The 21,792-nt window shown below is 68.2% G+C and carries 23 protein-coding genes; 11 read left to right on the top strand and 12 right to left on the bottom strand.

All coding sequences use genetic code 11. The annotated features are described in order from the left end of the window. Nucleotides 1-2 precede the first annotated feature (2 nt). Nucleotides 3-1,217: a cupin domain-containing protein gene (locus BHQ18_RS14550; protein ID WP_069414319.1), complete on the top strand. Its 1,215-nt coding sequence runs from the start codon at nt 3-5 to the stop codon at nt 1,215-1,217. Continuing rightward, nucleotides 1,214-2,113 carry a ferredoxin family protein gene (locus BHQ18_RS14545; RefSeq protein ID WP_069414318.1) on the top strand — a complete coding sequence of 300 codons (900 nt, stop codon included), beginning with the start codon at nt 1,214-1,216 and terminating at the stop codon, nt 2,111-2,113. The genes BHQ18_RS14550 and BHQ18_RS14545 overlap by 4 nt, the downstream gene beginning before the upstream one ends. 3 nt (nt 2,114-2,116) lie before the next feature. Here BHQ18_RS14545 and BHQ18_RS14540 read toward each other — a convergent pair whose 3' ends face one another. From BHQ18_RS14540 to BHQ18_RS14530, 3 genes are read right to left on the bottom strand one after another with little or no spacing between them, the layout of a single operon-like run. Further along, entirely contained in the window at nt 2,117-2,728 is a 612-nt protein-coding gene (locus BHQ18_RS14540; RefSeq protein WP_069414317.1) for a TetR/AcrR family transcriptional regulator, read from the bottom strand. A gap of 18 nt (nt 2,729-2,746) precedes the next feature. Then, nucleotides 2,747-5,623, bottom strand: coding sequence for an MMPL/RND family transporter (locus tag BHQ18_RS14535; RefSeq protein ID WP_084294066.1), 2,877 nt, complete (start codon nt 5,621-5,623; stop codon nt 2,747-2,749). A 49-nt stretch (nt 5,624-5,672) separates the two neighbouring features. After that, nucleotides 5,673-6,104 carry an MmpS family transport accessory protein gene (locus BHQ18_RS14530; protein WP_069414316.1) on the bottom strand — a complete coding sequence of 144 codons (432 nt, stop codon included), beginning with the start codon at nt 6,102-6,104 and terminating at the stop codon, nt 5,673-5,675. A gap of 245 nt (nt 6,105-6,349) precedes the next feature. On the opposite strand from BHQ18_RS14530, the gene BHQ18_RS14525 reads away from it, so the two are divergent. Beyond that, complete coding sequence (locus tag BHQ18_RS14525; RefSeq protein WP_069414315.1) at nt 6,350-7,096, top strand: cutinase family protein; 747 nt, start codon at nt 6,350-6,352, stop codon at nt 7,094-7,096. Nucleotides 7,097-7,100: 4 nt separating this feature from the next. On the opposite strand, the gene BHQ18_RS14520 is transcribed toward BHQ18_RS14525, so the two are convergent. Beyond that, nucleotides 7,101-7,760 carry a dihydrofolate reductase family protein gene (locus tag BHQ18_RS14520; RefSeq protein ID WP_069414373.1) on the bottom strand — a complete coding sequence of 220 codons (660 nt, stop codon included), beginning with the start codon at nt 7,758-7,760 and terminating at the stop codon, nt 7,101-7,103. A gap of 91 nt (nt 7,761-7,851) precedes the next feature. Between BHQ18_RS14520 and BHQ18_RS14515 the strand changes: the two genes are divergently transcribed. Then, nucleotides 7,852-8,337, top strand: a complete 486-nt coding sequence (locus BHQ18_RS14515) for a DinB family protein (RefSeq protein ID WP_069414314.1) — start codon at nt 7,852-7,854, stop codon at nt 8,335-8,337. Here the strand turns inward: BHQ18_RS14515 and BHQ18_RS14510 are convergent, their stop codons facing one another. Next, on the bottom strand, nt 8,338-9,189 hold the full coding sequence (locus BHQ18_RS14510; RefSeq protein ID WP_069414313.1) for an acyl-CoA thioesterase: 852 nt from the start codon (nt 9,187-9,189) through the stop codon (nt 8,338-8,340). It abuts the gene before it with no gap. 7 nt (nt 9,190-9,196) lie between these two features. Beyond that, nucleotides 9,197-10,285: a threonine aldolase family protein gene (locus BHQ18_RS14505; protein ID WP_069414312.1), complete on the bottom strand. Its 1,089-nt coding sequence runs from the start codon at nt 10,283-10,285 to the stop codon at nt 9,197-9,199. A 56-nt stretch (nt 10,286-10,341) separates the two neighbouring features. On the opposite strand from BHQ18_RS14505, the gene BHQ18_RS14500 reads away from it, so the two are divergent. Both BHQ18_RS14500 and BHQ18_RS14495 read left to right on the top strand, forming a co-directional pair. Next, the gene (locus tag BHQ18_RS14500) at nt 10,342-10,815 is read left to right on the top strand and encodes a MarR family winged helix-turn-helix transcriptional regulator (RefSeq protein WP_069414311.1); all 474 of its coding nucleotides are present in this window, start codon (nt 10,342-10,344) and stop codon (nt 10,813-10,815) included. Then, complete coding sequence (locus tag BHQ18_RS14495; RefSeq protein ID WP_069414310.1) at nt 10,812-12,059, top strand: MFS transporter; 1,248 nt, start codon at nt 10,812-10,814, stop codon at nt 12,057-12,059. The genes BHQ18_RS14500 and BHQ18_RS14495 overlap by 4 nt, the downstream gene beginning before the upstream one ends. Before the next feature lie 4 nt (nt 12,060-12,063). On the opposite strand, the gene BHQ18_RS14490 is transcribed toward BHQ18_RS14495, so the two are convergent. The 6 genes from BHQ18_RS14490 to BHQ18_RS14465 all read right to left on the bottom strand — a co-directional run bounded on the left by BHQ18_RS14490 (nt 12,064) and on the right by BHQ18_RS14465 (nt 18,160). Next, complete coding sequence (locus BHQ18_RS14490) at nt 12,064-12,897, bottom strand: SDR family oxidoreductase (protein WP_069414309.1); 834 nt, start codon at nt 12,895-12,897, stop codon at nt 12,064-12,066. A gap of 49 nt (nt 12,898-12,946) precedes the next feature. Beyond that, entirely contained in the window at nt 12,947-13,702 is a 756-nt protein-coding gene (locus BHQ18_RS14485; RefSeq protein ID WP_069414308.1) for a class I SAM-dependent methyltransferase, read from the bottom strand. A gap of 13 nt (nt 13,703-13,715) precedes the next feature. After that, nucleotides 13,716-14,675, bottom strand: coding sequence for a methylenetetrahydrofolate reductase (locus BHQ18_RS14480; protein ID WP_069414307.1), 960 nt, complete (start codon nt 14,673-14,675; stop codon nt 13,716-13,718). 81 nt (nt 14,676-14,756) lie between these two features. Next, nucleotides 14,757-15,938, bottom strand: a complete 1,182-nt coding sequence (locus BHQ18_RS14475) for a PE-PPE domain-containing protein (protein WP_084294064.1) — start codon at nt 15,936-15,938, stop codon at nt 14,757-14,759. A gap of 142 nt (nt 15,939-16,080) precedes the next feature. Beyond that, nucleotides 16,081-17,442 carry a WS/DGAT/MGAT family O-acyltransferase gene (locus BHQ18_RS14470; RefSeq protein ID WP_069414305.1) on the bottom strand — a complete coding sequence of 454 codons (1,362 nt, stop codon included), beginning with the start codon at nt 17,440-17,442 and terminating at the stop codon, nt 16,081-16,083. 100 nt (nt 17,443-17,542) lie between these two features. Then, entirely contained in the window at nt 17,543-18,160 is a 618-nt protein-coding gene (locus BHQ18_RS14465) for a TetR family transcriptional regulator (RefSeq protein WP_069414304.1), read from the bottom strand. Nucleotides 18,161-18,361: 201 nt separating this feature from the next. Here BHQ18_RS14465 and BHQ18_RS14460 point away from each other — a divergent pair, with 201 nt between their 5' ends. The 5 genes from BHQ18_RS14460 (at nt 18,362) to BHQ18_RS14440 (ending at nt 21,590) form a co-directional block, all read left to right on the top strand. Beyond that, nucleotides 18,362-19,105 carry a hypothetical protein gene (locus BHQ18_RS14460; protein WP_069414303.1) on the top strand — a complete coding sequence of 248 codons (744 nt, stop codon included), beginning with the start codon at nt 18,362-18,364 and terminating at the stop codon, nt 19,103-19,105. Continuing rightward, nucleotides 19,102-19,851, top strand: coding sequence for a hypothetical protein (locus BHQ18_RS14455; RefSeq protein WP_069414302.1), 750 nt, complete (start codon nt 19,102-19,104; stop codon nt 19,849-19,851). The genes BHQ18_RS14460 and BHQ18_RS14455 overlap by 4 nt, the downstream gene beginning before the upstream one ends. A gap of 86 nt (nt 19,852-19,937) precedes the next feature. Next, nucleotides 19,938-20,456, top strand: coding sequence for a cytochrome c oxidase subunit 3 family protein (locus BHQ18_RS14450; protein WP_109789300.1), 519 nt, complete (start codon nt 19,938-19,940; stop codon nt 20,454-20,456). A 2-nt stretch (nt 20,457-20,458) separates the two neighbouring features. Beyond that, nucleotides 20,459-20,740 (top strand): cytochrome C oxidase subunit IV family protein, encoded by a 282-nt coding sequence (locus BHQ18_RS14445; protein ID WP_069414372.1) that lies wholly within the window; start codon nt 20,459-20,461, stop codon nt 20,738-20,740. A 25-nt stretch (nt 20,741-20,765) separates the two neighbouring features. Continuing rightward, on the top strand, nt 20,766-21,590 hold the full coding sequence (locus BHQ18_RS14440) for a class I SAM-dependent methyltransferase (protein ID WP_372516650.1): 825 nt from the start codon (nt 20,766-20,768) through the stop codon (nt 21,588-21,590). Nucleotides 21,591-21,792: the final 202 nt, after the last annotated feature.

The raw sequence follows: 21,792 nt of genomic DNA, 5'->3' as shown, positions 1-21,792 counted from the left end.
CGATGCTGACGCGTTGCGTCGCGGTCGAGCCTCGGCGATTCGCCGACGAACACTGGGGCCGCGCTCCGCTGCTCACCCGGGCCGACGCGTTGCCCCGCGACTTCAGCGATCTGCTCAGCCCCGACACCGTCGACGAGTTGATCGCTGAGCGCGGGGTGCGGTCGCCGTTCATCCGGCTGGCCAAGGAGGGCGGGCTGCTGGCCCGGGACTGCTATCTCGGGCCGGCCGGCTTCGGTGCCGAGGTGACCGATCAGGTCGACTCGGCGAAGGTGCTCGGCGAGTTCGCCGCGGGCGCGACGATCGTGTTGCAGGGCCTGCACCGCCTGTGGCCTCCGCTGATCGGCTTCGTCCGCGCGGCCGTCGACGACCTGGGGCACCCGGTCCAGGCCAACGCCTACATCACCCCGCCGGTGAACCGGGGGTTCGACCCGCACTACGACGTGCACGACGTGTTCGTGCTGCAGGTGTCCGGGCAGAAGCGCTGGGTCGTGCACGAACCGGTGCATGCGAATCCGCTGCCGTCGCAGCCGTGGACCCAGCACCGCGCCGCGATCGGGCGGCGGGTCGAGCAGGCACCGGTCATCGACGCGGTGCTGGACGAGGGCGACACGCTGTATCTGCCGCGCGGGTGGGTGCACTCGGCGCAGGCGCTGGACTCCACGTCGATCCACCTCACCATCGGGGTGTCCCCGGTGACGGTGCTCGACGTGGCCCGTTCGGTGGTCGAGCAGCTGGCCGGGAGCGAGGCGTTCCGCAGGGCGCTGCCGCTCGGGGCCGACCCCACGGAGGCGGATGAGACGATGGCGACGGTGAGCAAGGTGATGGCGGAGATGGTCGGGGCGTTGCGCGACGACGCGAGCGCGTTGAGCGCCGGTGCCGCTGCGCATCTCGAACGCCGGCACGCCGACCGGACCCGCCCGGTCGCGGTGCGCCCGCTGGCCACCCTGGCGGCCGCCGAATCCGCATCCGTGGCGGTGCGGTGGCGGCACGGCCTCATCGGCGCCCTCGACGAGTCCGGCGACCGGGTCGTGCTGCGGCTCGCCGACCGCACGATCACGTTCCCCCGGATCTGCGGCGAGGCGCTGGTCGCGCTGCACCGCGGCCTGGCGGCCGACGCCGAGCACCTGCCCGGCCTCGACGCCGCCGACGGAACCGTCCTGATCCGCCGACTGCTTCGCGAGGCGGTCGTCGTCCCGGTGCCCAGCAGCCACGGATGACCGCGGCGAAACGGATCCCCTGCAGCGATCAGTCGCTCGCCCGCGACGACCCGATGTACGGCACCGCGTCCGCGGGCTCCAAATGGGTGCTTCTGGAACTGGCCGGCGCGTGGGGCCCGTCGGCGTTTCTGCAGTCGCCGAACTGTATCGACCCGCGACTGGGACGCGCGGTCGTGCACCGCATCGAGAAGGCCGGCATGCGGATCGCGGCGATCCGCAAGCACGGACGGCGGCCGGACGCCCGGCAGTGGCGGTGGTTCATCGCGCACTCCGACGTCGGGCACGAAGCGCTGTACCGCGGCGAGGTCGACGGTCCGGGCGACTTTCTCGACCTGGCGCTCGACGGCAGCGACGGCGAGCTGACCACGGATCCGGTGGTGGCGATCTGCTCACACGGCAAGCACGACCAGTGCTGCGCGGTCCGGGGCCGCAGCGCGTGCCGCGCGATCGCCGCCGAGTATCCCGAGTTCACCTGGGAGTGTTCACATCTGGGTGGCGACCGGTTCGCGGCGACGATGCTGGTGCTGCCCGAGGGGCTGTGCTACGGGCGGGTCGACACGGCGGACTCGGCGGAGTTGATCCGGTTGTACCTCGACGGCCGGCTCGACAACCGTCATCTGCGCGGGCGCACCTGTTTGCCCCATGCCGTGCAGGCGGCGCAGTACTTCGCGCGAGAACAACTCGGCGACAACCGCATCGACGCACTGCACCCGATCGATGTCGAGCGCGCCGACCACCACATCCGGGTGCTGCTCGCCGGTGACGCCGGCCCGATCGAGGTGGTTCTGCACGAGGAACTGTCCGATCCCCTGCTGTCGCAGTGTTCTGCGCAGGTCACCGGACGGGTCCGGATGTTCCGGCTCGGCTCGCTGGGGCCCGTCGATCCCGGCCGCTGAGTTTCAGCCGCGTTCACGCACAGCCGGCAGCACCAACGTGTGAATGACCTCGCGCACGAAGGCGGCGTCCGCGTGCTGGCCGTTGACAACGCGCATCAGGCTCATCGCGGTGACCACATCGGCGACCAGCGTCCAATCGCGGTCCGCACTGATCTCGCCGCGGTCGGCGGCCCGCCGCAGAATCGCCGAGATCATCCGCCGTCCTCGCAACAACATCAGATCGTCCAATGCCAGCGCCATTTGGCGGTCGTGCACCGCCTCGAGGGCAACGCGCAGGATCAGGTCGTAGGTGACGGTCGCGTCCTCGTTGCGCTCCGCACGTTCGATGAGCGCCTCGAGATCGCCCTGCAAAGTACCGGTGTCCGGGGCCTCGTCAGTGAGCAGATTGGGGCGCCAGTACACCAGCGCGTCCGTCATCAGGGCCGCCTTCGACGACCACCGGCGGTAGATCGCGGCTTTGCCGACGCCTGCGCGCGTGGCGATGTCGTTCATGTTGGTGGCGTCGTAACCGTGCTCCTTCAGAGCGGCCAGCGCCGCGTCGAGTATCGCGGGATCCCTCGACCGATCCAGCCGCCCCTCAGTGCGCCTGCGTAACTTCGGCTCCTTTTCTGCCATCACTGACGAGCCTAGGGGTCATGGCGAAGAGGGTCGCGGTATCGGCGCGGTATCGGCCGATCGCGCAGCCCTTCGTCGGCTGGTCCTGTCGACGATCTCGAAGGTGTTCAGCGGCCACCAGAACCACCGGCCGAGCGCGGCCGCGATCGACGGCGTCATGAAGGCGCGCACGATCAATGTGTCGACGATCAAGCCGATACCGATCGTCATCCCGAGCTGACCCACCACCCGCAGATCACTGACGATCATCGACATCATGGTGAACGCGAACACCAGCCCGGCCGCCGTGACGACGCGACCTGTGGCGCCCATGCCGCGGATGATTCCGGTATTCAGCCCGGCGTGGATTTCTTCCTTGAGCCGCGACACCAGTAGCAGGTTGTAGTCCGAGCCGACCGCCAACAGGATCACCATCGACAGCGGGATCACGATCCACTGCACACCGAGGCCGAGTATGTCCTGCCACAGCAGTACCGACAGGCCGCAGGCGGTGCCCAAAGAGGCGGCCACGGTGCCGACGATCACCAGTGCGGCCACGACGCTGCGAGTGATCAGCAGCATGATCGAGAAGATCAGGATCATCGACGCCAGAACCGCGATCATCAGATCGGTGACCACGCCGTCCTGCATATCGGCGTACAGCGAGGCGGTGCCGGCCAGCGAGACCTTCGCGTTGGCCAGTGGTGTGCCCTTGACGGCATCGGCGACGACACCCCTGAGATCCTCGACGTGCGCAATGCCTTCGACCGAGGCGGGATCACCCTGATGGGTGATGATGAAGCGGACCGCCTTGCCGTCGGGTGACAGGAACATCTTGAGTCCGCGCTCGAAGTCCGGATTTTCGAACACATCTGGCGGCAGGTAGAAGAAGTCGTCGTTCTTGGCTTCATCGAAGAAGAGGCCGATCTCTGTGGCGCCCTTGGCCAACTCCTGCTGCTGGGCCTGCATTCCGGCCATGGTGCTGTGGGTGGCCAACATGAAGTCACGCATCGTCTTCATCGAGCTGATGGTTTCTTGCAGGACCGGCAACATCTGCGGCAGCAGCTCGTCGAGACGGTCCAGGTCGACCGTCAGGCTCTGGATCTGATCGGCGAGTGCGTCGATCCCGTCCAGTGAATCGAAGATCGAACGCAGCGACCAGCAGATCGGGATGTCGTAGCAGTGCGGTTCCCAGTAGAAGTAGTTACGCAGCGGCCGGAAGAAGTCATCGAAATTCGCGATGCTGTCGCGTAATTCGTTGGTGGTTTCCACCATCTCATGGGTCTTGCCGACCATGCTGTGTGTGGTTTCGGTCATCTCCTTGGTGATGGTGTACATGCGTTCCATGTTGGCGACTGTTCTGCTCAGCTCGTCCGCCTGCTCGAGCATCTGAGCCGAGTTGTCGTTGTTGAACTTCGCCGCCTGCAATGTGCCGGCGTTCTGCGCACCGAGCAGGAAGGGTATGGAACTGTGCTCGATCGGCGCACCCAGCGGTCGGGTGATTGTCTGCACTCGGTCGATACCACGCATGTGAACCACATGTTTGGCGACGCGGTCGATGACCAGCATGTCCGCGGAGTTGCGCAGATCGTGATCCGCCTCGAGCATCAACAGTTCGGGGTTCATCCGGGCTTGCGAGAAGTGTCGGTCGGCGACGCCCATGGCGACGTTTGCGGGCATGTCCTCGGGCGTGAACTTCTGGTCGTTGTACTGCGGCACGTAAGTCAGCAGGCTCACGAAGCCCACGATGGCGACCAGGCTGGTCACGAAGATGATCGGAACCGGCCACCGCACCACGGAAGTTCCGACTTTGCGCCACCCCCTTTGCGAGAGCTCGCGTCTGGGATCGAGCAGACCGAACTTCGATGCGACGGTCAGGACCGCAGGCGCGAGCGTCAGCGCCGCCGCGATGATCACCAGGACCGCGATCGCACAAGGCAGGGCCATGGTCTGGAAGTACGGCAGCGTGGTCAGGGTGAGACACATGCAGGCGCCCGCAATGGTCAGACCGGACCCGAGGATCACGTGTGACACACCGTGATAGGCGACGTAATACGCGTCCTCGCGGCTGAGTCCTCTGGATCTTTCCTCGTGATATCGACCCAGCAGGAAGATCACGTAGTCGGTGCCGGCGGCCAGCGAGAGCATTGTGACCATGCTGACCGCATACGGCGTGAGGCCGATGATGTTCAGGTAGCCCGCTAAAGCGGTGAAGCCCTGCGCGGAAAGAAGTTCCAGGCCGATGACCACCATCGAGATGACCATCGTGACGACAGATCGGTAGATCAGGAGCAGCATCACGATGATGACCCCGACCGATACCAACTCCATGGTCGCCATGCTCTGATGGCCGGCGACACGGGTGTCGGCGTTGAGGACCGTGTTGCCGGCGACATGCGCCTTGATACCCGGCGGGGCGGGCACCGACGCAACGATGTCACGGACGGCTTCCACGGAATCGTGACTGGCGCTGGTGCCCTGGGAGCCGTTGAGGAAGATCTGCACATACGCGGACCTGCCGTCCACGCTCTGCGAACCGGCCGCGGTCAGCGGATCACTCCAGAAGTCCTGAACGTTCTGGACGTGCTCGTGATCGGCCTCCAGCTTGGCAACGATCTCGTCATAGAACTTGTGCGCTGCATCGCCCAGTGCCTCGTCGCCCTCGATCACGACCATCGCCGAGGAGTCCGAATCGTACTGCTGAAACACCTTGCCGATATTCAGCATCGACTGATAGGACGGCGCATTCGTGGGACTGATAGGCACCGAGCGGGTCGCGGCGACGTCGTCCAGGGACGGAACGAGGATCCCCACCGCAACGGTTGCGAGCGCCCAGAACACGATGATGGGCACCGAGAAAGTCCGGATCATGCGCGCCAGGAACGGTCGACGGGGCTTCGCGTGCGTGTTGCTCATTCGGTCGCCCTTCCGCGCGCCGTCCGGGCGCATCGTCGCCTCGCCGCTCTCATACGGATTTCACCAAGCAGTAGATGAACGGCTTGACCGTGTCGGTGCTTGCTCGCTCGTCGCGCACTTCGCCGTCGACGGTCACCCGGCACTGCAGATCACTGACGTCGCGGTCACCCTGCGCGATGATGTTCGCCGACATCGACGGCAACGTCGTCACGATCGTGAATGACCATGGAAGTGGGGCATTTTCGATCAGATGTGGCTGACCGTTCTCATCGAGATAGTTGAGGTTGGCGGTCCCTCCGGCCCCGGTCACCTCATAGGTGATGTGTTTCGGATTGAAATTCGAGGTGATCGCGGACGTCTCTGCTGCGTTCGGAGGATGGGCACCGGCCGAGTCGCGGATCCGAATGATGGCATAGGCACCCAGCGCGACCACCACCACCAGCAGCAGCGGCATCCAGAACCTCTTCAAAGCCCGGAACACCTGACCCTCCTCGCTCGACCGTGCGGCTCGGCGGAACTCGAGTTCCGTGGTCCGCGCTGGCGAGAACTGTACAGGACCGCGAGCGGTCGATTCCTGGATGTCCGGGCGGGACGGACCGGCCCTCCCGCCGGATCGGCACGCACGTCCAGGTTTTGGTAAAACCGATCTCGGGTACGCCGGCGCAGTTCCGCTGGGGTCAACGGAGCCGGTCGCGGGGTCAACTCGAAAAACAGAGGCGGGTCGGAATGAAACGTGTTGGGTTCTTTGCGGGTGCGACGTCTGCCGTTGCGGTGGTGGCTGGTTCGGTCGCCGTCGCGGCACCGAGTCAGGCGGCGCCGTGCCCCGATGTGCAGGTCGTTTTCGCACGCGGCACGTTCGAGGCACCGGGCGTCGGCGCTACCGGACAGGCGTTCGTGGATTCGCTGCGCGCCAAGACGCCGGGTAAGTCGGTCGACGTGTACGCGGTCAATTACCCTGCGTCGCTTGACTTTGCCACGGCGGCCGACGGCGTCATCGACGCCAGCAACAAGGTGACCGCCACGGCGGCGAACTGCCCGGACACCGAAGTGGTGCTCGGCGGCTACTCGCAGGGCGCGGCCGTCGCCGCCTACATCACCGAGGACACGATGCCCGAAGGCTACGTCCCGCCTCCCGGGATGACTGGGCCGATGCCGCCGTCGGTGTCGGATCACGTTGCCGCCGTTGCTCTCTTCGGCAAACCCTCCAGCGGCTTCCTGCAAATGATCTACACCGGGGCGCCGCCGATCACGGTGGGCTCGCACTACGCGGACAAGACACTGGACCTGTGCATCCCGGCCGATCCGGTGTGCTCACCGACCGGCAACGACAACGGTGCGCACGGCGGCTACATCTTCAACGGCATGGTCGACCAGGCCGCGCAGTACGCGGTGGACCGGCTGCCGCGCGGCCCCGAAGACGTCGACCCCGGCAACGGCACCGACAACGTCCAGCAGGCCGCCGGACAGGGCTGAACCCTCAGCGCCGCCAGAACAGGTGGTGTGTCACACCGCTCGGGCTGGGCACCACGTCGTGGTGATACCGGTCGTCGAGGTCGTCCGGCGAGGTCCAGAGTCGCGAGCCGCCGCCGAGGTCCACCGAAGACACCGCGACGTGGAGGGTGTCGATCAGACCGGCGTCGAGAAACTGTCTGGTCGTGGCGGCGCCGCCGCCGAGCCGCACGTCGCGCCCGTCCGCGGCGTCCCGCGCCTGTGCCAGGACCGTATGCGGATCGGCGTCGACGAAGTGGAACGTCGTGTCCGACAGCGTGAACGACGGGCGCGGATGATGCGTCATCACGAACACCGGCGTGTGGAACGGTGGCTCGTCGCCCCACCATCCCTGCCAGTCGAGGTTCTGCCGGTCAAGATCCTGCCATGGCCCCCGGTGCGGGCTGAACTTGTTGCGTCCCATGATCTCCGCGCCGATGTTGCGGCTGTAGTCACGCGTGAAGTAGTCGTCGAGCCCGCGGCTGCCCCCGGGTTCGGTGCGGTTCGGCCAGCTCGCGGTGGCGCCACACCACGCGAACATGGTGGCGGGGTCGGCGTGTCCGAACGGGCGCTCGAAGCTCTGGTTCTCCCCCGCGCCGTACCCGTCCCGGGACACGTTGAAATTCTGGACGCGCAGCAACTGTTCCACTCGTACCTCCGTAGCGGCGATCTTGTCACCCATGGCAGACCGCCGTGCGGCGCGGAATTCATCGCCGCCGACGGCGTGACATAGTTTCCCCATGCCGCAACGACGACGCGACAGCCCACCGCCGCGGACGGGGCTGGCCGAGAAGGAGGTCCTGGTCGGGTTTCTCGACTACCTGCGCGGCTGCGTCGTCGGCAAGGTGCAGGGAGTGCCCGAACCGGCGGTCCGTACACCGGGGGTCCCGTCCGGCACCAATCTGCTCGGCCTGCTCAAACACCTGACACACGTGGAGCGGTACACGTTCCTCGGTGAGCCCGTCAGCGACTGGCCCGCAACATTTCACGCGACCGCAGACGAGACCGTCGACGAGCTGGTCGACACGTACCGCGGCGTGATCTCCCGCGCGAACGACGTCATCGCGGCCTGCACCGACCTGGAGTCGCGGGCGCCGCGGCCGGCCAAGGGTAAGGACGCCCCGTCGATGCGCTGGGCGCTGGTGCACATGATCGAGGAGACCGGTAGGCACGCCGGTCACATGGACATCCTGCGTGAACAGGCTGACGGAGCCACGGGCCGCTAGTCAGCGGCTACCGAAGTAGACCTCCTGGGTGGCCAGACACACCAGCTCGCCCGAACGGTTGTACATCGTCGCCGTGGACAACCCGCGGCCGGCGATCCCGCTCGGCGAATGCTGGTCGGAGAGCACCCAATCCGACAGGTCGACCGGCCGGTGGAACCACAGCGCATGGTCGATCAAAGCGTTGAACGTCCCGATCGGGGTAGCCCGCCGCATCGCCAGCGCCGCCTCGAGCATCGTCGTTCCGGACAGGTAGGCCAGCAGCCCGCACGCCAGCACCTCGTCGACGGCCACTTCTTCGGCGGGCCGCCACCACATCCGCATCCGCGATGAGGGTTCGGGCAGATCCATCGCAAGCCGCGGCGGGGCGTCGACGTAGCGCCGGTCGAACGGTTGTGGACGCACCCAGTGCCCGCCGAGTTCGTCGGCGAACGCGGCCAGCTGCTGCTGCACCGGCGGCAGCGAATCCGGTTGCGGCACATCGGGAATCGTTTGCTGGTAGGCCAGCGATTCGACGGGTCCGCTCAGCGAGACCAGCGCCTCGAGCAGAATCTGTCCGTCCTGGCGGGCGGTGACCAGCCGGGTCGACAGTGTGCCGCCGTCGCGGGCCACGTCGACGTGCAGATCGACGGGGTAGCGGGCATCCCCGGCCCGGATGTAGTACACGTGCGCGCTGTGCGGTGTCCGTCCCGGCGCGGTCCGGCTCGCCGCCACCAGCGCCTGCCCGGCGATGTGGCCGCCGACGATGTGGTGGGCGGGATTGTCGAGCTGGGTGGCGACGAAGTGGTCGTCGGTGCGCCGGTCCACGTCGAGGGTGGTGACGATGTCGGCGAGCGCGGGCGGGCGGTAAGTCACCCCGGCATCATGCCAGCGCGTCTTTGCCGCAGATCTCCTCGGCTATGACGGCGACGAACGCGTCGACGTCGTCCGCGGTGGTGTCCCACGCCGTCATCCACCGGACCTCACCGCGGCTGCGGTCCCAGTCGTAGAACCGGACACGTTGCCGGATGCGGTCGGCGACATCGACCGGCAGGGTCGCGAAGATCGCGTTGGCCTCGGTGCGTTGAGTGAACGCCAGACGGGGCAGGGCGCCGTCGGCGATCCGGGTGTCGAGCGCCGAGCGCAGTCGCGCCGCCATCGCGTTGGCGTGCGCCGCGCTGCGCACACCGAGCCCGTCGTCGAACAGGGCCAGCAGTTGCGCCGAGGCGAACCGCATCTTGCTCGACAACTGCATGGTCAGCTTGCGCAGATACGTCAGACCGCTGGCCCGGCCGGGGTCGAGGATCACCACCGCCTCGGCGCCGAGCAACCCGTTCTTGGTACCGCCCAGCGACAGCACGTCGACACCGGCGTCGCTGGTGAACTCGCGGAACGGCACGCCCAGGGCCGCTGCGGCGTTCCACAGCCGGGAGCCGTCCATGTGCACGGCCATCCCGTGCTCGTGGGCGTGGTCGGCGAGCGCGCGGACCTCCGCGGGGGTGTAGACGGTGCCGAGTTCGGTGGTCTGGGTGATGCTGACGGCCAGCGGCTGCGCCCGGTGCTCGTCGCCCCAGCCCCACGCCTCACGCGCGACGAGTTCCGGGGTCAGCTTGCCGTCGGGGGTCGCCACGGTCAGCAGCTTGAGCCCGGTCATCCGCTCCGGGGCCCCGGCCTCGTCGGTGTGGATGTGGGCGGTGGCGCTGGTCACGACCGCACCCCAGCGCGGCAGCACGCTGGTCAACCCGACGACGTTCGCGCCGGTGCCGTTGAACACCGGGTACACCTCGGCGTGCTCACCGAACTGCTCGGCGATCACCTGCTGCAGCCGGGCGGTGTAGGCGTCCTGCCCGTAGGCGGGCTGATGCCCGCCGTTGGCCGCGGCGATCGCGGCCAGCACTTCGGGGTGCACACCGGCGTAGTTGTCGCTGGCGAAGCCGCGCCAGCCGGGGTCGTGCAGCGGTGAGAACGTCACGCAGCCATCCTGGCACCGCGTGGCTGAGGATTTCCTGCCGAATACATGCATGTGCTATGCATGTTTCTGTGTCCGTGTCCCGCTACGACCGTCTCGACGAGCTGCTGACCCGCATCGCGGTGGCCCGGCAGCGGCCGAGCTGGCGGAACCGGATCCTCGACCGCTCCGGCCCGGTCACCAACCCGTCGACACTGCGGGTGCTGCGGGCCGTCGAACAGAGTCAGCAGGCCGGCGGCGCGTCGATCGGCGACGTCGCCGAGTTCATGGCCGTCGAGCACTCGACCGCCAGCCGGTCCGTCGGCGCCGTCGTGGCCGCGGGCCTGGTCACCAAGGCGTACGCCGCCGACGATCAGCGCCGCTGCACCCTGGTGCTCACCGACGAGGGGCGTCGCGCGCTGGAGACCGTCACCGACCGGCGCCGCGAACTGGTCGCCGAGACCATCGCCGACTGGCCCGACGCGAACGTCGACACCCTCGTGGACCTTCTCGACCGGCTCGCCGAACGCTTCGAACGCCCGGCGGTCCGATGACCGCGGAGACCACGGCCGGAACCCGTGCGCGCGGCGCGTTCGGGCTGATCATCGATCCCGTCTTCGGGTCGCTGTTCTGGGGCAAGATCTTCTCGGTCGTCGCGGTGTGGACGCACGGGATCGTCGCGGCGATCGTGATGTACGACGCGACCCGCTCGGCGCTGATGGTCGGCATGGTCGGCGTCGTGCAGTTCGCCCCGCAACTGATCCTGAGCCCCACCAGCGGTAAGTGGGCCGACACCGGGGATCCTGCGCGCCAGATTCTGCTCGGCCGGGTGCTGTGTGTGCTCGGGTCGGGGGCGACCGCGGGGTGGCTCTTTGTCGAGCCGAACCAGCAGGGCATGTCGGCCGCGCTCGGGGTGCTCGCCGGCACGCTGCTGGTCGGTTTCGGGTTCGTGGTGGGCGGTCCGGCGATGCAGTCGATCGTGCCGAACATCATCCGCGACGGTGAACTGTCGACGGCGATGGCGCTGAACAGCTTTCCGATGACCGTGGGCCGCATCGTCGGGCCTGCCGCGGGCGCCTACATCGCCGCGCACGTCGGGGCGGCAACGGCGTTCGCCGTCAGCGCGGCACTGCATTTCGTGTTCGCGCTGTTCATCCTGGCGGTCCGGTTCCCGGCGCCGCCGACGCTCGAGGCCGACACCGACTACCGCGTGCGGGTCGCCGTGCGCTACGTGTGGCGCGACCGCCCTCTGCTGCTGGCGCTGCTGGCGGTGGCGATGGTCGGCCTGGCCTCGGACTCGTCGATCACCCTGACCCCGTCGATCGTCGACGAACTCGGCGGCGACGCGCAGCTGGTCGGCACGCTGTCGGCGGTCTTCGGGGTAGGCGCGGCGCTCGGCATGGCGGTGCTGGCTCTGATGCGGGGCCGGTTGGCCTCGGCGAAGGTGTCCACGATCGGGTTGGTGGGCCTCGGTATCGGCTGCGCGATGCTGGCGGTCGCGCTGTCGACGCCGGTGGCGGTCGCCGGGTTCGCGCTGGCCGGGCTGGGTTTCGGGTGGGCGATGACCGGGTTGGGCACCGTCGTGCAGGAACGCGCGCCCGAGGCGCTACGGGGCCGGATCATGGCGCTGTGGTTGGTCGGCTTCCTGGGTTCGCGTCCCATCGCCGCCGCGCTGCTCGGCGGCACCGCCGACATGTTCAACGTCTACATCGCGTTCGGGGTCGCGGCGGCGCTGTGCCTGGTGATGGTGCTGTGGGCCCGTCCCGGCAAGCTCGCCGGACCGGTGCCGGACGCTTAGCGGGTCAGGCTGAGGCTTTCCGGGCGCGTTCGGTCATCGACGCGATCACCCCGCCGTCGTTGAGGATGTCGGTGCCGGTGAGGTATCCGGCCTTGTCGCCGGCGCAGAACGCAAGCAGTTCGGCCATCTCCTCGGGTCGGCCCCAGCGCGGCACCGCCGCGTCGGCGACCATCGCTCCGGCGCCGGCGTTCTCCTCCAGCCGGCCCATCTCGGTGTCGATCGACCCGGGCGACACCGACACGATCCGCAGGCCCTTGCCGTTGAACCGTTCGGCCTGGGCGCTGCTGTACCAGCGCACGAAGCTCTTGCTCAGCGCGTAGGCGATCCCGGACTGCGCGTCCTCGGGGACGACCGCGCACGCGGTCAGCATGTCGGCCATGAACGCATCCTGATCTGACAGCGCTTGGGGGAACCGGTTTCTCGGGATCATCTCGTCGGGCAGCATGTGGGCGGCCATGGACGCGACGTTGACGATCGCCGCGCCCTCGCCGGCCGTCGCGTAGAACGCCTCGTTGACGTTGACCGTGCCGATCGCATTGGTGCGCATGACGTACTCGGCGCTGCCCATGCTCGGGCTGACGCCCGCGGTGTGGATCACCGAGACCAGTTGCCCGAGGCCGGTCGCCGTGTCGAACAGCCGGTCCACCGCCGCGCGGTCGGTGACGTCGCCGGCGAACACGGTGGGCTGGATGCCGAGTCCGTCGAGCGTGCGGGCCGCATCGTCGAGCCGGTCGGTGCGGTTGTCGCAGAGCACGACAGCGTGGTCTCGGCCGACCACCGTCGCCGTCGCCAACCCCATCCCGCCCGCGCCGCCGGTGATCACTGACACTCGATTCATACGGGCACCGTATATCGCAACCCTTACCGGAGGGGTGACGACAGGGTGTTCAGGCCCCGCGCAGGATGAGTAGCTCGCCGGTCAGCGTCCCGTCCCCCAGGAGTTTGCCGATCTCACCGCTCTGCTGTTCGGCGAGCTGCCACGCCTCGGTGTGGCCGTAGCGTTTCGCCAACGCCTCCTCGACCGTGTCGGCGCGCTCGCTCCACTCGTCGGGGATGGGCGGCAGGTCGGCCGTCGTCATCTGCTCCTCGACGCGCAACCCGGCGTCCCGGATCAGGCCGGCGAGGCGTTGCGGGGTCGGGAAGTGGTTGTCGGGCAGCACATCTGCCGGGATCGCGCGGTGCGCGACGAAGGCCAGCAACCCGATCCGCCCGCCCGGTCGCACGGTGCGGCGCTGTTCGGTGAGCAGGGCCAGCTGATCGGTCATCGTGCACAGCACGCCCAGCGACCACGCCGCGTCGAAGGTCGCGTCGCCGAACGGCAGCGCCGACCCCGAGCCGCAGAGCACCGGGTGGTCGAACAGCCGGCGCGCGGCGCGACACGCCCCGGTCTCCGGTTCGACGAGCACCGGCCGCACCGACCGTTCCTGCGCGGCGTAGGCGGCCGGACCGCCGACGCCGGCTCCGCTGTCGAGGAGTTCGTCGCCCGGACGCAGCCGCAGGTTCTCGATGAGCCAGTCCAGAGCGGCCGGGCTTCCGCTGCCGCGACAGCCCGCGGGCACGTAGTACTGCGGGCCCAGCGCGGCGGCCACCGTCGCCGTCCACTCCGCGACCGTGTCGAACTCGGCCTCCATCGCCTCGCTCATCGCGCCACCTCTCTCACCGGTTGAGGCTCGCCGTCTGAGCCTGGATGCGGCGGCCGACCTCGGCCTTGATCTCGGCGCCGACGCGGGTGCCCGAGGCCGAGGCGAGGCCGGAGACGTTGACGCCCGCCACCCCGTCGATCGACAACAGCCGGCGCGCTTCCTCGACCGCCGCGTCGATCCCGGCCGCGACCGGATCAGCCGCGCCCAGAACGGTTTCGGTCACCGCCGGGTCGAGTTCGAGCCCGGGCAGGCCCTGCAGGACGGCGGCCGAGAGTTCATCGGTGAAGACCGCGACCGCGGCGATCACCGGAATCGTCAGCCCCGCTGCGCGGGCCGCCGTCATGAAGTCGGCGACCATGTACGGGAACGGCACATGGTTGAGCACCGCGATGCCGGCGCCGGCCCGCTGCTTTTCCACCAGCCGCCGCGGCCGGGCGGCCACCGGCGGCGCGGTGGGCGTTTCGGGCACCGCGGCGGCCACGCCCAGCGACGCCGCGAGCGACACCAACCGGGGGCCGTCCAGGTCGAAGGTCTGTGTGACGTCGGGGCGCACGTCGTAGGCGCGGCCGTCACCGGTCACGCACATCGCGGTCGTCACCCCGATCTGGCGCAGGCCGCGCAGCTCCTGCTCGAGCACCACCCGGTTGCGGTCGCGGCAGGACAGCGTGATCCAGGGGGTCACGCCCGCGTCGAGAAGCAGCGCACCCATCAACGTCGGCGGGAAGTCGGGCCGGTTCTGGTGTTCGCCGACCAGCACCGCGTCACACGACGGTGCGAGCAGCGCGGCCGTCGCCGCGACGTCCTTCTCGTCGAACGGCAGGCAGCTGAAGTCGGTCAGCACCAGCGGAGCGGTCACCGGCGGGGGTTCGGTCAGCTCCCCCGACCACGGCACCACGTCGCCGAATATGCATGGGCCCGCGCGCATCTCGCACTGACCGTCCGGGCGTACGCCACCGCACGGCCCGAACGTCATCCGCTTGGGGCATGTCAGCGCCCCGTTTTCGTCGGCCACCTGCTGGCCTATACCCGCATCTGCGCGCGGGCAAGCGCGGTGTCAGTCCTCGCTGTCCTTGTCGCCGCCGGGCTTGCCGTCCTTGTCGCCGCTGTCGGTCTTCACCTCGCGCGCCGACCCGTCGACGGCCTTCTTCTCTTGGTCAACGCTTTTCACCGTCGGACGCGCGGCTCTGCTGGGGCCCTCGTCGTCGTCGGCATCCTCGGCTTCGGATTCGTCCGTCGTGTCCGTGGCCGTTGCCCTACGCGACGACGTCAGCGCCTCGGCCCTGGCGGCCGGCCGGACCGCTTCATCGTCAGGCTCGTCCGCGTCGAGGTCGTCGGCCTTCCGCGACACCGACCGGGCCGTCTCGGCGGTGTCGTCCTCGGCGGTGTCGTCCTCGGCGGGGGCGTCCTCGGCAGGGGCGCCGAACATCTCGTCGGCCTCGTCCTGCGTCGACGGGCGGTCGTACTGCTTCTCGATGTGGGCGCGCCAGCTGTCGTTGACCATGTCGGCGATGAAGCCGAGCCCGAGGTTGCGCAGCGGGTCCAGGATCGGCAGCGTCTCGTCGACGACCATCTTGTAGGTGATGCCGTTGGTCTGCCAGGTCACCACGCTGCCGTCGGCCTCCGCGGTGGCCAGGTCGAGGTCGTCGTAGGCGGTCGGATGCACGAAGAACATCCCGTAGACCGCGTTGGCGATGGCCAGCAGGTCGAAGCGGTCGGGCCAGTCCGCCCACCCGTCGTACTGCGCCCAGAGTTCGGTGACGTCGAAACCGGTGTTGGTGGGCACCCGCGGCGCCCACGGCACCCCGTAGGTGTTCTCCGGGTCTCCGACCAGAAGGAAGCTGGTGTTCTGCGGGCTCACCGTGGTCGTCGGCGCGTAGTTGCGCAGCCAGAACCCGGCGATCTGCGCGCCCTGCGAGAAGCCGAACACCAGCTTCTCGTCGGGGTCGGCGGTCAGCCGGTCGTTCAGCGTGCGGGCTCCCGCGGAGATCGGCCCGCGCTCGCCGAAAACGCCGCGCTGGTGTGAGAGGTCGAGCGCCGCGGCCGTCGGCACCTTCTCGCAGTCGTAGGTGACGCACACCGCCCCGCCGAACAACGTCGGTGTCGTCGTGACCAAGTTGTAGTTGAGCGGTTCGATTGTGTACGCGGTGGCCGCGGCGGCGCTCGGCGCCGCGAGTCCGGCGGTGATCATCGCCGCGGCGGCGGCCGCCGCCCCCCGACATGCTGTTCGACGGTCCATCCGGCGCCCCCCTTGCCTCCAGGCTTCGAGCCTAAGCGCGGCCCGGGGGTGCTCCACACCGTTTTCCCGGCGAGCAGTCGCAAATTGACCTGATCTTGCGCGTTTTCGGGTCACTTCGCGTCTGCTCGCGCCGGGGAAAGTATCAGCCGTCGACCGCGCGTTCGAGATCCTTCAACGCCGTCTCGAGGTGACCGAGCAGCCGCTGCAGATGCGGGACGTTGCTGCGGTCACCGACCAGCCCGAAGTCCAGGTGCTCCGCGCGGTTGGCCAACGTGATGTTCAGCGCCTGCCCGTCGAGCGGAATCGAGAACGGGTAGTTGCCGTCGAGGCGAGCGCCGTTCCAGTACAACGGTTCCCGCGCGCCGGGCACATTCGAGATGACCAGGTTGAACGGCGGTGGCGCGGTGCCGACGAAGCCGGGCAGCAGACCCAAGGCCAGGCCGCTGATCAGGAACGCCGACACCGCCAGCTGCTGTACGCGCGGAAGCTCGGAGTAGACCTTCTTGTTGTCGCGCATCGACGCGGCGATGGTCGCCAGCCGTCGCGCCGGGTCCTCGACATCGGTAGCCAGGTTGCACAGGATCGCCCCGACCAGGTTGCCGCCGCCGTCGGCGTCCTGCTCGGTGCGCAGGTTGACCGGAACCATCGCCACCAGCGGGGTGTCCGGCAGCGCGTCCACCTCGGCCAGATACGCCCGCAGCGCACCGGCGCACATCGCCAGCACGACGTCGTTGACCGTCACCCCGGCCGCGGCCTTGACGTTCTTGATCCGCTCCAGCGACCAGGACTGCGCCGCGACCCGGCGCGCACCGCCGATGCGCACGTTGAGCATCGTCTTCGGCGCCCGGAACGGCAGCGTCAGCTCCTGCTCGAACAGCGCCGAGCGGGCCAGCGACACCGTGGTGGGCGCGAGTCCGGCCACCGAGCCCGCGACCTGCCCGACCGTCTGCAGCAGCGACGGACCCCGTCCGCCCCCTCCCTCGCGACGCCTCGGCGGCAGGCTCCACGGGGCCCGCACCTCGGTGTCGGCCGGGTCCGGGGACAGCACCCGCTGCATCAGCTTCATCGCCGACACACCGTCGATCAGCGAGTGGTGGAACTTCGTGTACACCGCGAACCGGCCGTCGTCGAGACCTTCGATCAGGTGCGCCTCCCACAGCGGGCGGTGCCGGTCGAGCAGCGTGCCGTGCAGCCGCGAGATCAGCTCCAGCAGCTCACGCACCCGCCCCGGCCGCGGCAGCGCCGACCGGCGCAGGTGGTAGTCCAGCTCGATGTCGCGGTCCGACGACCACACGAGGTTGGTCACTCCGCCGAAGAACGCCGGATGCTTGCGGAACGTGGGCTGCACGTCGGTCTGGGCCAGCAGCGCGTCGAACAGTCCGCGAATGAACTCCGGCCCGGCGTCCTCGGGCGGCTGGAAGAGCTGTAGGCCCCCGACATGCATTGGGTGCTCGCGCGATTCGCCGATCAGGAAGATCGCGTCGGTCGGCGATATCGGCTGCATGAGGCCCCCTTGTCGAAGCGCGCTGAGTCTGAGGAAACGTGGTGTGTACATCCCCCACGCCGCCGTTCGACAAACGTGGCCGCATCATCGCACGGTGGGCTCACCCGCGGGGCGGACTCAGCACCCGCAACCCGTACATGTACGTGGTCAGGTACTCCTCGATGACCGGGCGGCGGATCTCGCGCGCCTCGGGCATCGTGATCAGCAGGGCGTAGAGCCCGACCAGAAACGACACCCCGTTGAGCATCACGTCCACCTCGGCCGGGATCTCGCCGCGCTGCTGGGCACGCTGCAGCTCCTCGACCACCGCCACGATCACCGGATGCGTGGACCATTCCTCCGACGGCGGGCGGGTGGTCGAGAAATGCAGTGCCAGAAAGTCTTTGAACAGCCGCGCGCCCAGCCGACGCTCGAGCGCCTCGAGCCCGTCGACCGCCTTGGCCAGTGTGGCGCGGACATCGTGGTCGCGCCGGTAGAAGCGGGTCAGCTCGGCGGCCATGCGTTCCTGTTCGCGGCGCTCGAGTTCGAGAAGGACGTGCTCCTTGGTCGGGAAGTGGAAGTAGAACGTGGCATGCGCGACGCCTGCGGCGGCGACGACGGCACCGACGTCCGCGGCGGCGATCCCCGCGCGCTTGAACTCGGCGATCGCCGCGCCGAGCAGCCGCTCGCGGGTCTGCAACCCCTTGCTCACCCGTTCGGGTTTGTCCGTCTTCGGCACCGGCCGGCTCCGTCTCTCGTGACCACTCCCCCGGCACCATAGCGCGTAGCGTTCTGACTCAAATCAGAAATGTTCTTCCGTTCTCGACCCGAAGCCGCTACCGTCGACCCGACAGTACCGGCTACTGCAAGGTGTTTCGCGCTGCTCAGGCCCGCCGGTGTGGTGTCAGTTATCTGACTTGAGTCATACGGAGGGACACTCGTGCAGATCCTCGAGCAGGTCCAGGACCTGCCGAAGGCGGGCAACATCAAGGCGCAGTGGGTGAGCCTGTGGACGGGTCCGGCGGTGGGGGCGGTGTTGCTGGTCGCGTTGTTGGCGTTCCCGGGCTTCTGGCCGCCGCTGTCGCCGACGCTGTCCGCCGAACAGGTCGCCGCGTTCTACGCCGAGAACACCGCCTGGATCCGCTTCAGCCAGGTGACGTTCAACCTGTGCGGGATCATGATCCTGCCGTTCTTCATGGTGATCGTGGTGCAGATGAAGCGGATGAAGACCCAGAGCCACGTCTTCGCCTACTGCTACCTCACCGCAGTCGTCAGCGGCGCAACGATTTTCGCGTTGTCGAACATCTTCTTCCTGGTCGCGGCGTTCCGGCCCGGCCGCAACCCGGAGTTGGTGATGGTGCTCAACGATTTCGCCTGGATCGTGTTCATCGCGCCGGTCGGGATGGTCGTCACCCAGTTCGTCCTGCTCGCGGTGGCGGTCTACTTCGACGACGGCCCCGATCCGGTCTTTCCGCGCTGGGTCGGGCACTACTCGCTGGCCACCGGAATCGCGATGATCCCCGCCGCCGGCGCGGCGGTGTTCGACAGCGGCCCGCTGGCCTGGGACGGCCTGCTGTCGTTCTGGTTGCGCAACGGCGCCTTCGCGGCGTTCGTGATCGTGATGTTCTTCGTGCTGCGGCGGGCGGTGCTGCGCCAGGCGCGCGAGGAAGAAGTCATCCGGTGAGCATCCTGACCGCACGCCGGTCCGCCGACCCGACGGGCGAGGCGGCCGGCGGTAAGCGCGACGTCCGGTGGGTGTGCTGGTTCTTCCCCACCTGGTACGCGGTGTTCGGTGTGATCATCTGTGTACTCGCCCGGGTGACACCGCCGCCGCGGCCGGATGTGAGCGCCGCCGACAAGGTCAACTTCTTCGCGGAGAACGGGCTGACCATCCAGATCGGGTTCTGCCTGCTGCTGATCCTGCTCGGCGGCGCGGCGGTGACCAACGGGCTGGTCGCCTACCACATCAAGCGCATGTCGGTGGGCTCGGTCTTTGCCTACGGCTACATCGGCGGCATGGGCGTCGGGGCGCTGCCGGGCTTCCTCCTCGTCGCGGTGTGCTTCCTGACCGCCGCGTTCCGCGCCGATCGTGACCCCGAGATCGTCAGCATGCTCTACGACCTCGGCATGCTGTCGTACAACGGATCGCTGGGCTGCTTCTCGGCCGCCTACCTGGTGTTCGCGATCGCGATCCTCTACGACAAGAACGAGATCTTCCCGAAATGGTTTGCCTACGTGACGATCTGGCAGATCGTGACCGAGGTCATCGCGACGCAGATGTTCGTCTTCTACAGCGGGCCATTCGCCTGGAACGGGTCCCTGGCGTTCTGGTGGTCGGTGGTGGTCTTCACCGTCTGGCTGGGCGCACTGATCATGCTGCTACGACGGGCCACCGCCCGCGAACCCGTCGACGCGCCGGGTCTGGACTGACGGGAAACACGGTGACACAACCTGATTCGCTGACCTCGTCGACGGTGGACCGTCGCGCCGCCGGGCGGCTGCCCGGAGACGTCGACATGTGGGTGATGGTGCTCGGCGACCTGATCATCTTCGCCGGTTACTTCGTCATCTTCATGGTCTACCGCGCGATGAACCCCGCGGAGTTCCTGGCCGCCCAGCAGCACCTCGACATCAACCTCGGCGTGCTCAACACCGTGATCCTGCTGACGAGTTCGTGGTTCATCGCGCGCAGCGTGCTGGCCGCCAGGGCGGGCCATCCCGCCAAAGCGATCCGGTTGGTGTACGCCGGCGGCGCCTGCGGGGTGCTGTTCATGGTGGTCAAGGGATACGAGTGGGCGGCCAAGATCTCGGCCGGGCATACGAATTCGGAGATGTTCTACGCGTTCTACTACGTGCTGACCGGCGTGCACCTGGTCCATGTGCTGATCGGGCTGATCGTGCTGGGCGTGGTGGTCCGGGAACTGCGCAACCCGGGCCGGCGTCGCACCTCGATGGTCGAGTCCGGCGCGGTGTACTGGCACATGGTCGACCTGTTGTGGGTCGTCATCTTCGGCCTGCTCTACGTGATGAGGTGATCATGACCGAGACCACCGGCGAGGCGCGCACCATGACCTGGACATGGGTCGTGCTGACGGCGATCACCATCGGGGCCTGGTGGCTGGCGCCCGCGCACTTCACCGACACCGTGCGCGCCAGCGCGCCGATCACCGCGCTGGTGCTGGTACTCACCGCGGTCAAGGTCCGACTGATCTTCCGCAACTTCATGGAGGTGAGCACCGCACCGCGCTGGCTTCGGCGGTCCACCGACGCCTGGCTGGGTCTGCTGCTGGTCGCGGTGTTCGTGATCTATCTGGTGTGACGACCCGTTCGGTAGGTTCGATGTGGTGGACGACCGCATCGACGCCAGCGACCTGCGCGGGGTCTCCGAGACCGCGCTGCTGACCCTGTACGGGCGCGCACATCAGGCGCGCCACCCGAGGGCCATCATCGACGACCCGATGGCGATCCGACTTGTCGACGCCATCGACTTCGACTTCGACAAGTTCGGCCGCAAGGGCCAGGAGCTGGCGCTGCGCTCGCTGGCCTTCGACCGCGCCACGGCGGAGTTCCTGCGCTCGCATCCGCGCGCTACCGTCGTCGCGCTCGCCGAGGGCTTGCAGACCACGTTCTGGCGGTTGAACGCGCAGATCCCCGACGCGCAGTTCCGGTGGCTCACCGTCGACCTCGAACCGATCGTCGAACTGCGCACCAAGCTTCTGCCGTCGTCGCCGCGGATCGAGGTGCTCGCACAATCGGCGCTGGACTACAGCTGGATGGACCGCGTCGACACCAGCGAGGGCGTGTTCATCACCGCCGAGGGACTGCTGATGTATCTTCAGCCCGCGGAGGCGATGGACCTGATCACCAACTGCGCCAAGCGCTTTCCGGGTGGACGGATGCTGTTCGATCTACCGCCGGTGATGGTGAAGCGGTTCGCGCCGAAAGGGCTGCGATCGTCGAAGAGTTACCGTGTGCCGCCGATGCCGTTCAGCCTGTCGGCGGACGAGCTCGCCGACCTGGCGAACACGGTGCCGGGTGTCCGCGCCGTGCACGATCTGCCGATGCCCCGCGGGCGTGGCTTCTTCTTCGACAAGGTGTTTCCCGCGTTCTGGCACTTCACGCCTGTCCGCAACTATCGCGGCGCCTACACGATGCTGGAGTTCGGCTGACTCTCGGCTGTCCCCGGCGCCGAACCTTGACGCACCCCAGCCCCGCCGAGCGTCGAAACTATCGCGCGAAACCGGCCGAAACACGCAAATAACCCGACGCTCACGACCGTCCGGCCGACCCCAGCCGCACCCCAGCCTCGCCGAGCGTCGAAACTATCGCGCGAAACCGGCCGAAACACACCAAAAACCCGACGCTCGCGAC

This window comes from Mycolicibacterium flavescens (genome assembly GCF_001722335.1).
In the GTDB taxonomy this organism is placed as follows: domain Bacteria; phylum Actinomycetota; class Actinomycetes; order Mycobacteriales; family Mycobacteriaceae; genus Mycobacterium; species Mycobacterium flavescens.
This window is presented reverse-complemented; position numbering and strand designations above follow the sequence as displayed.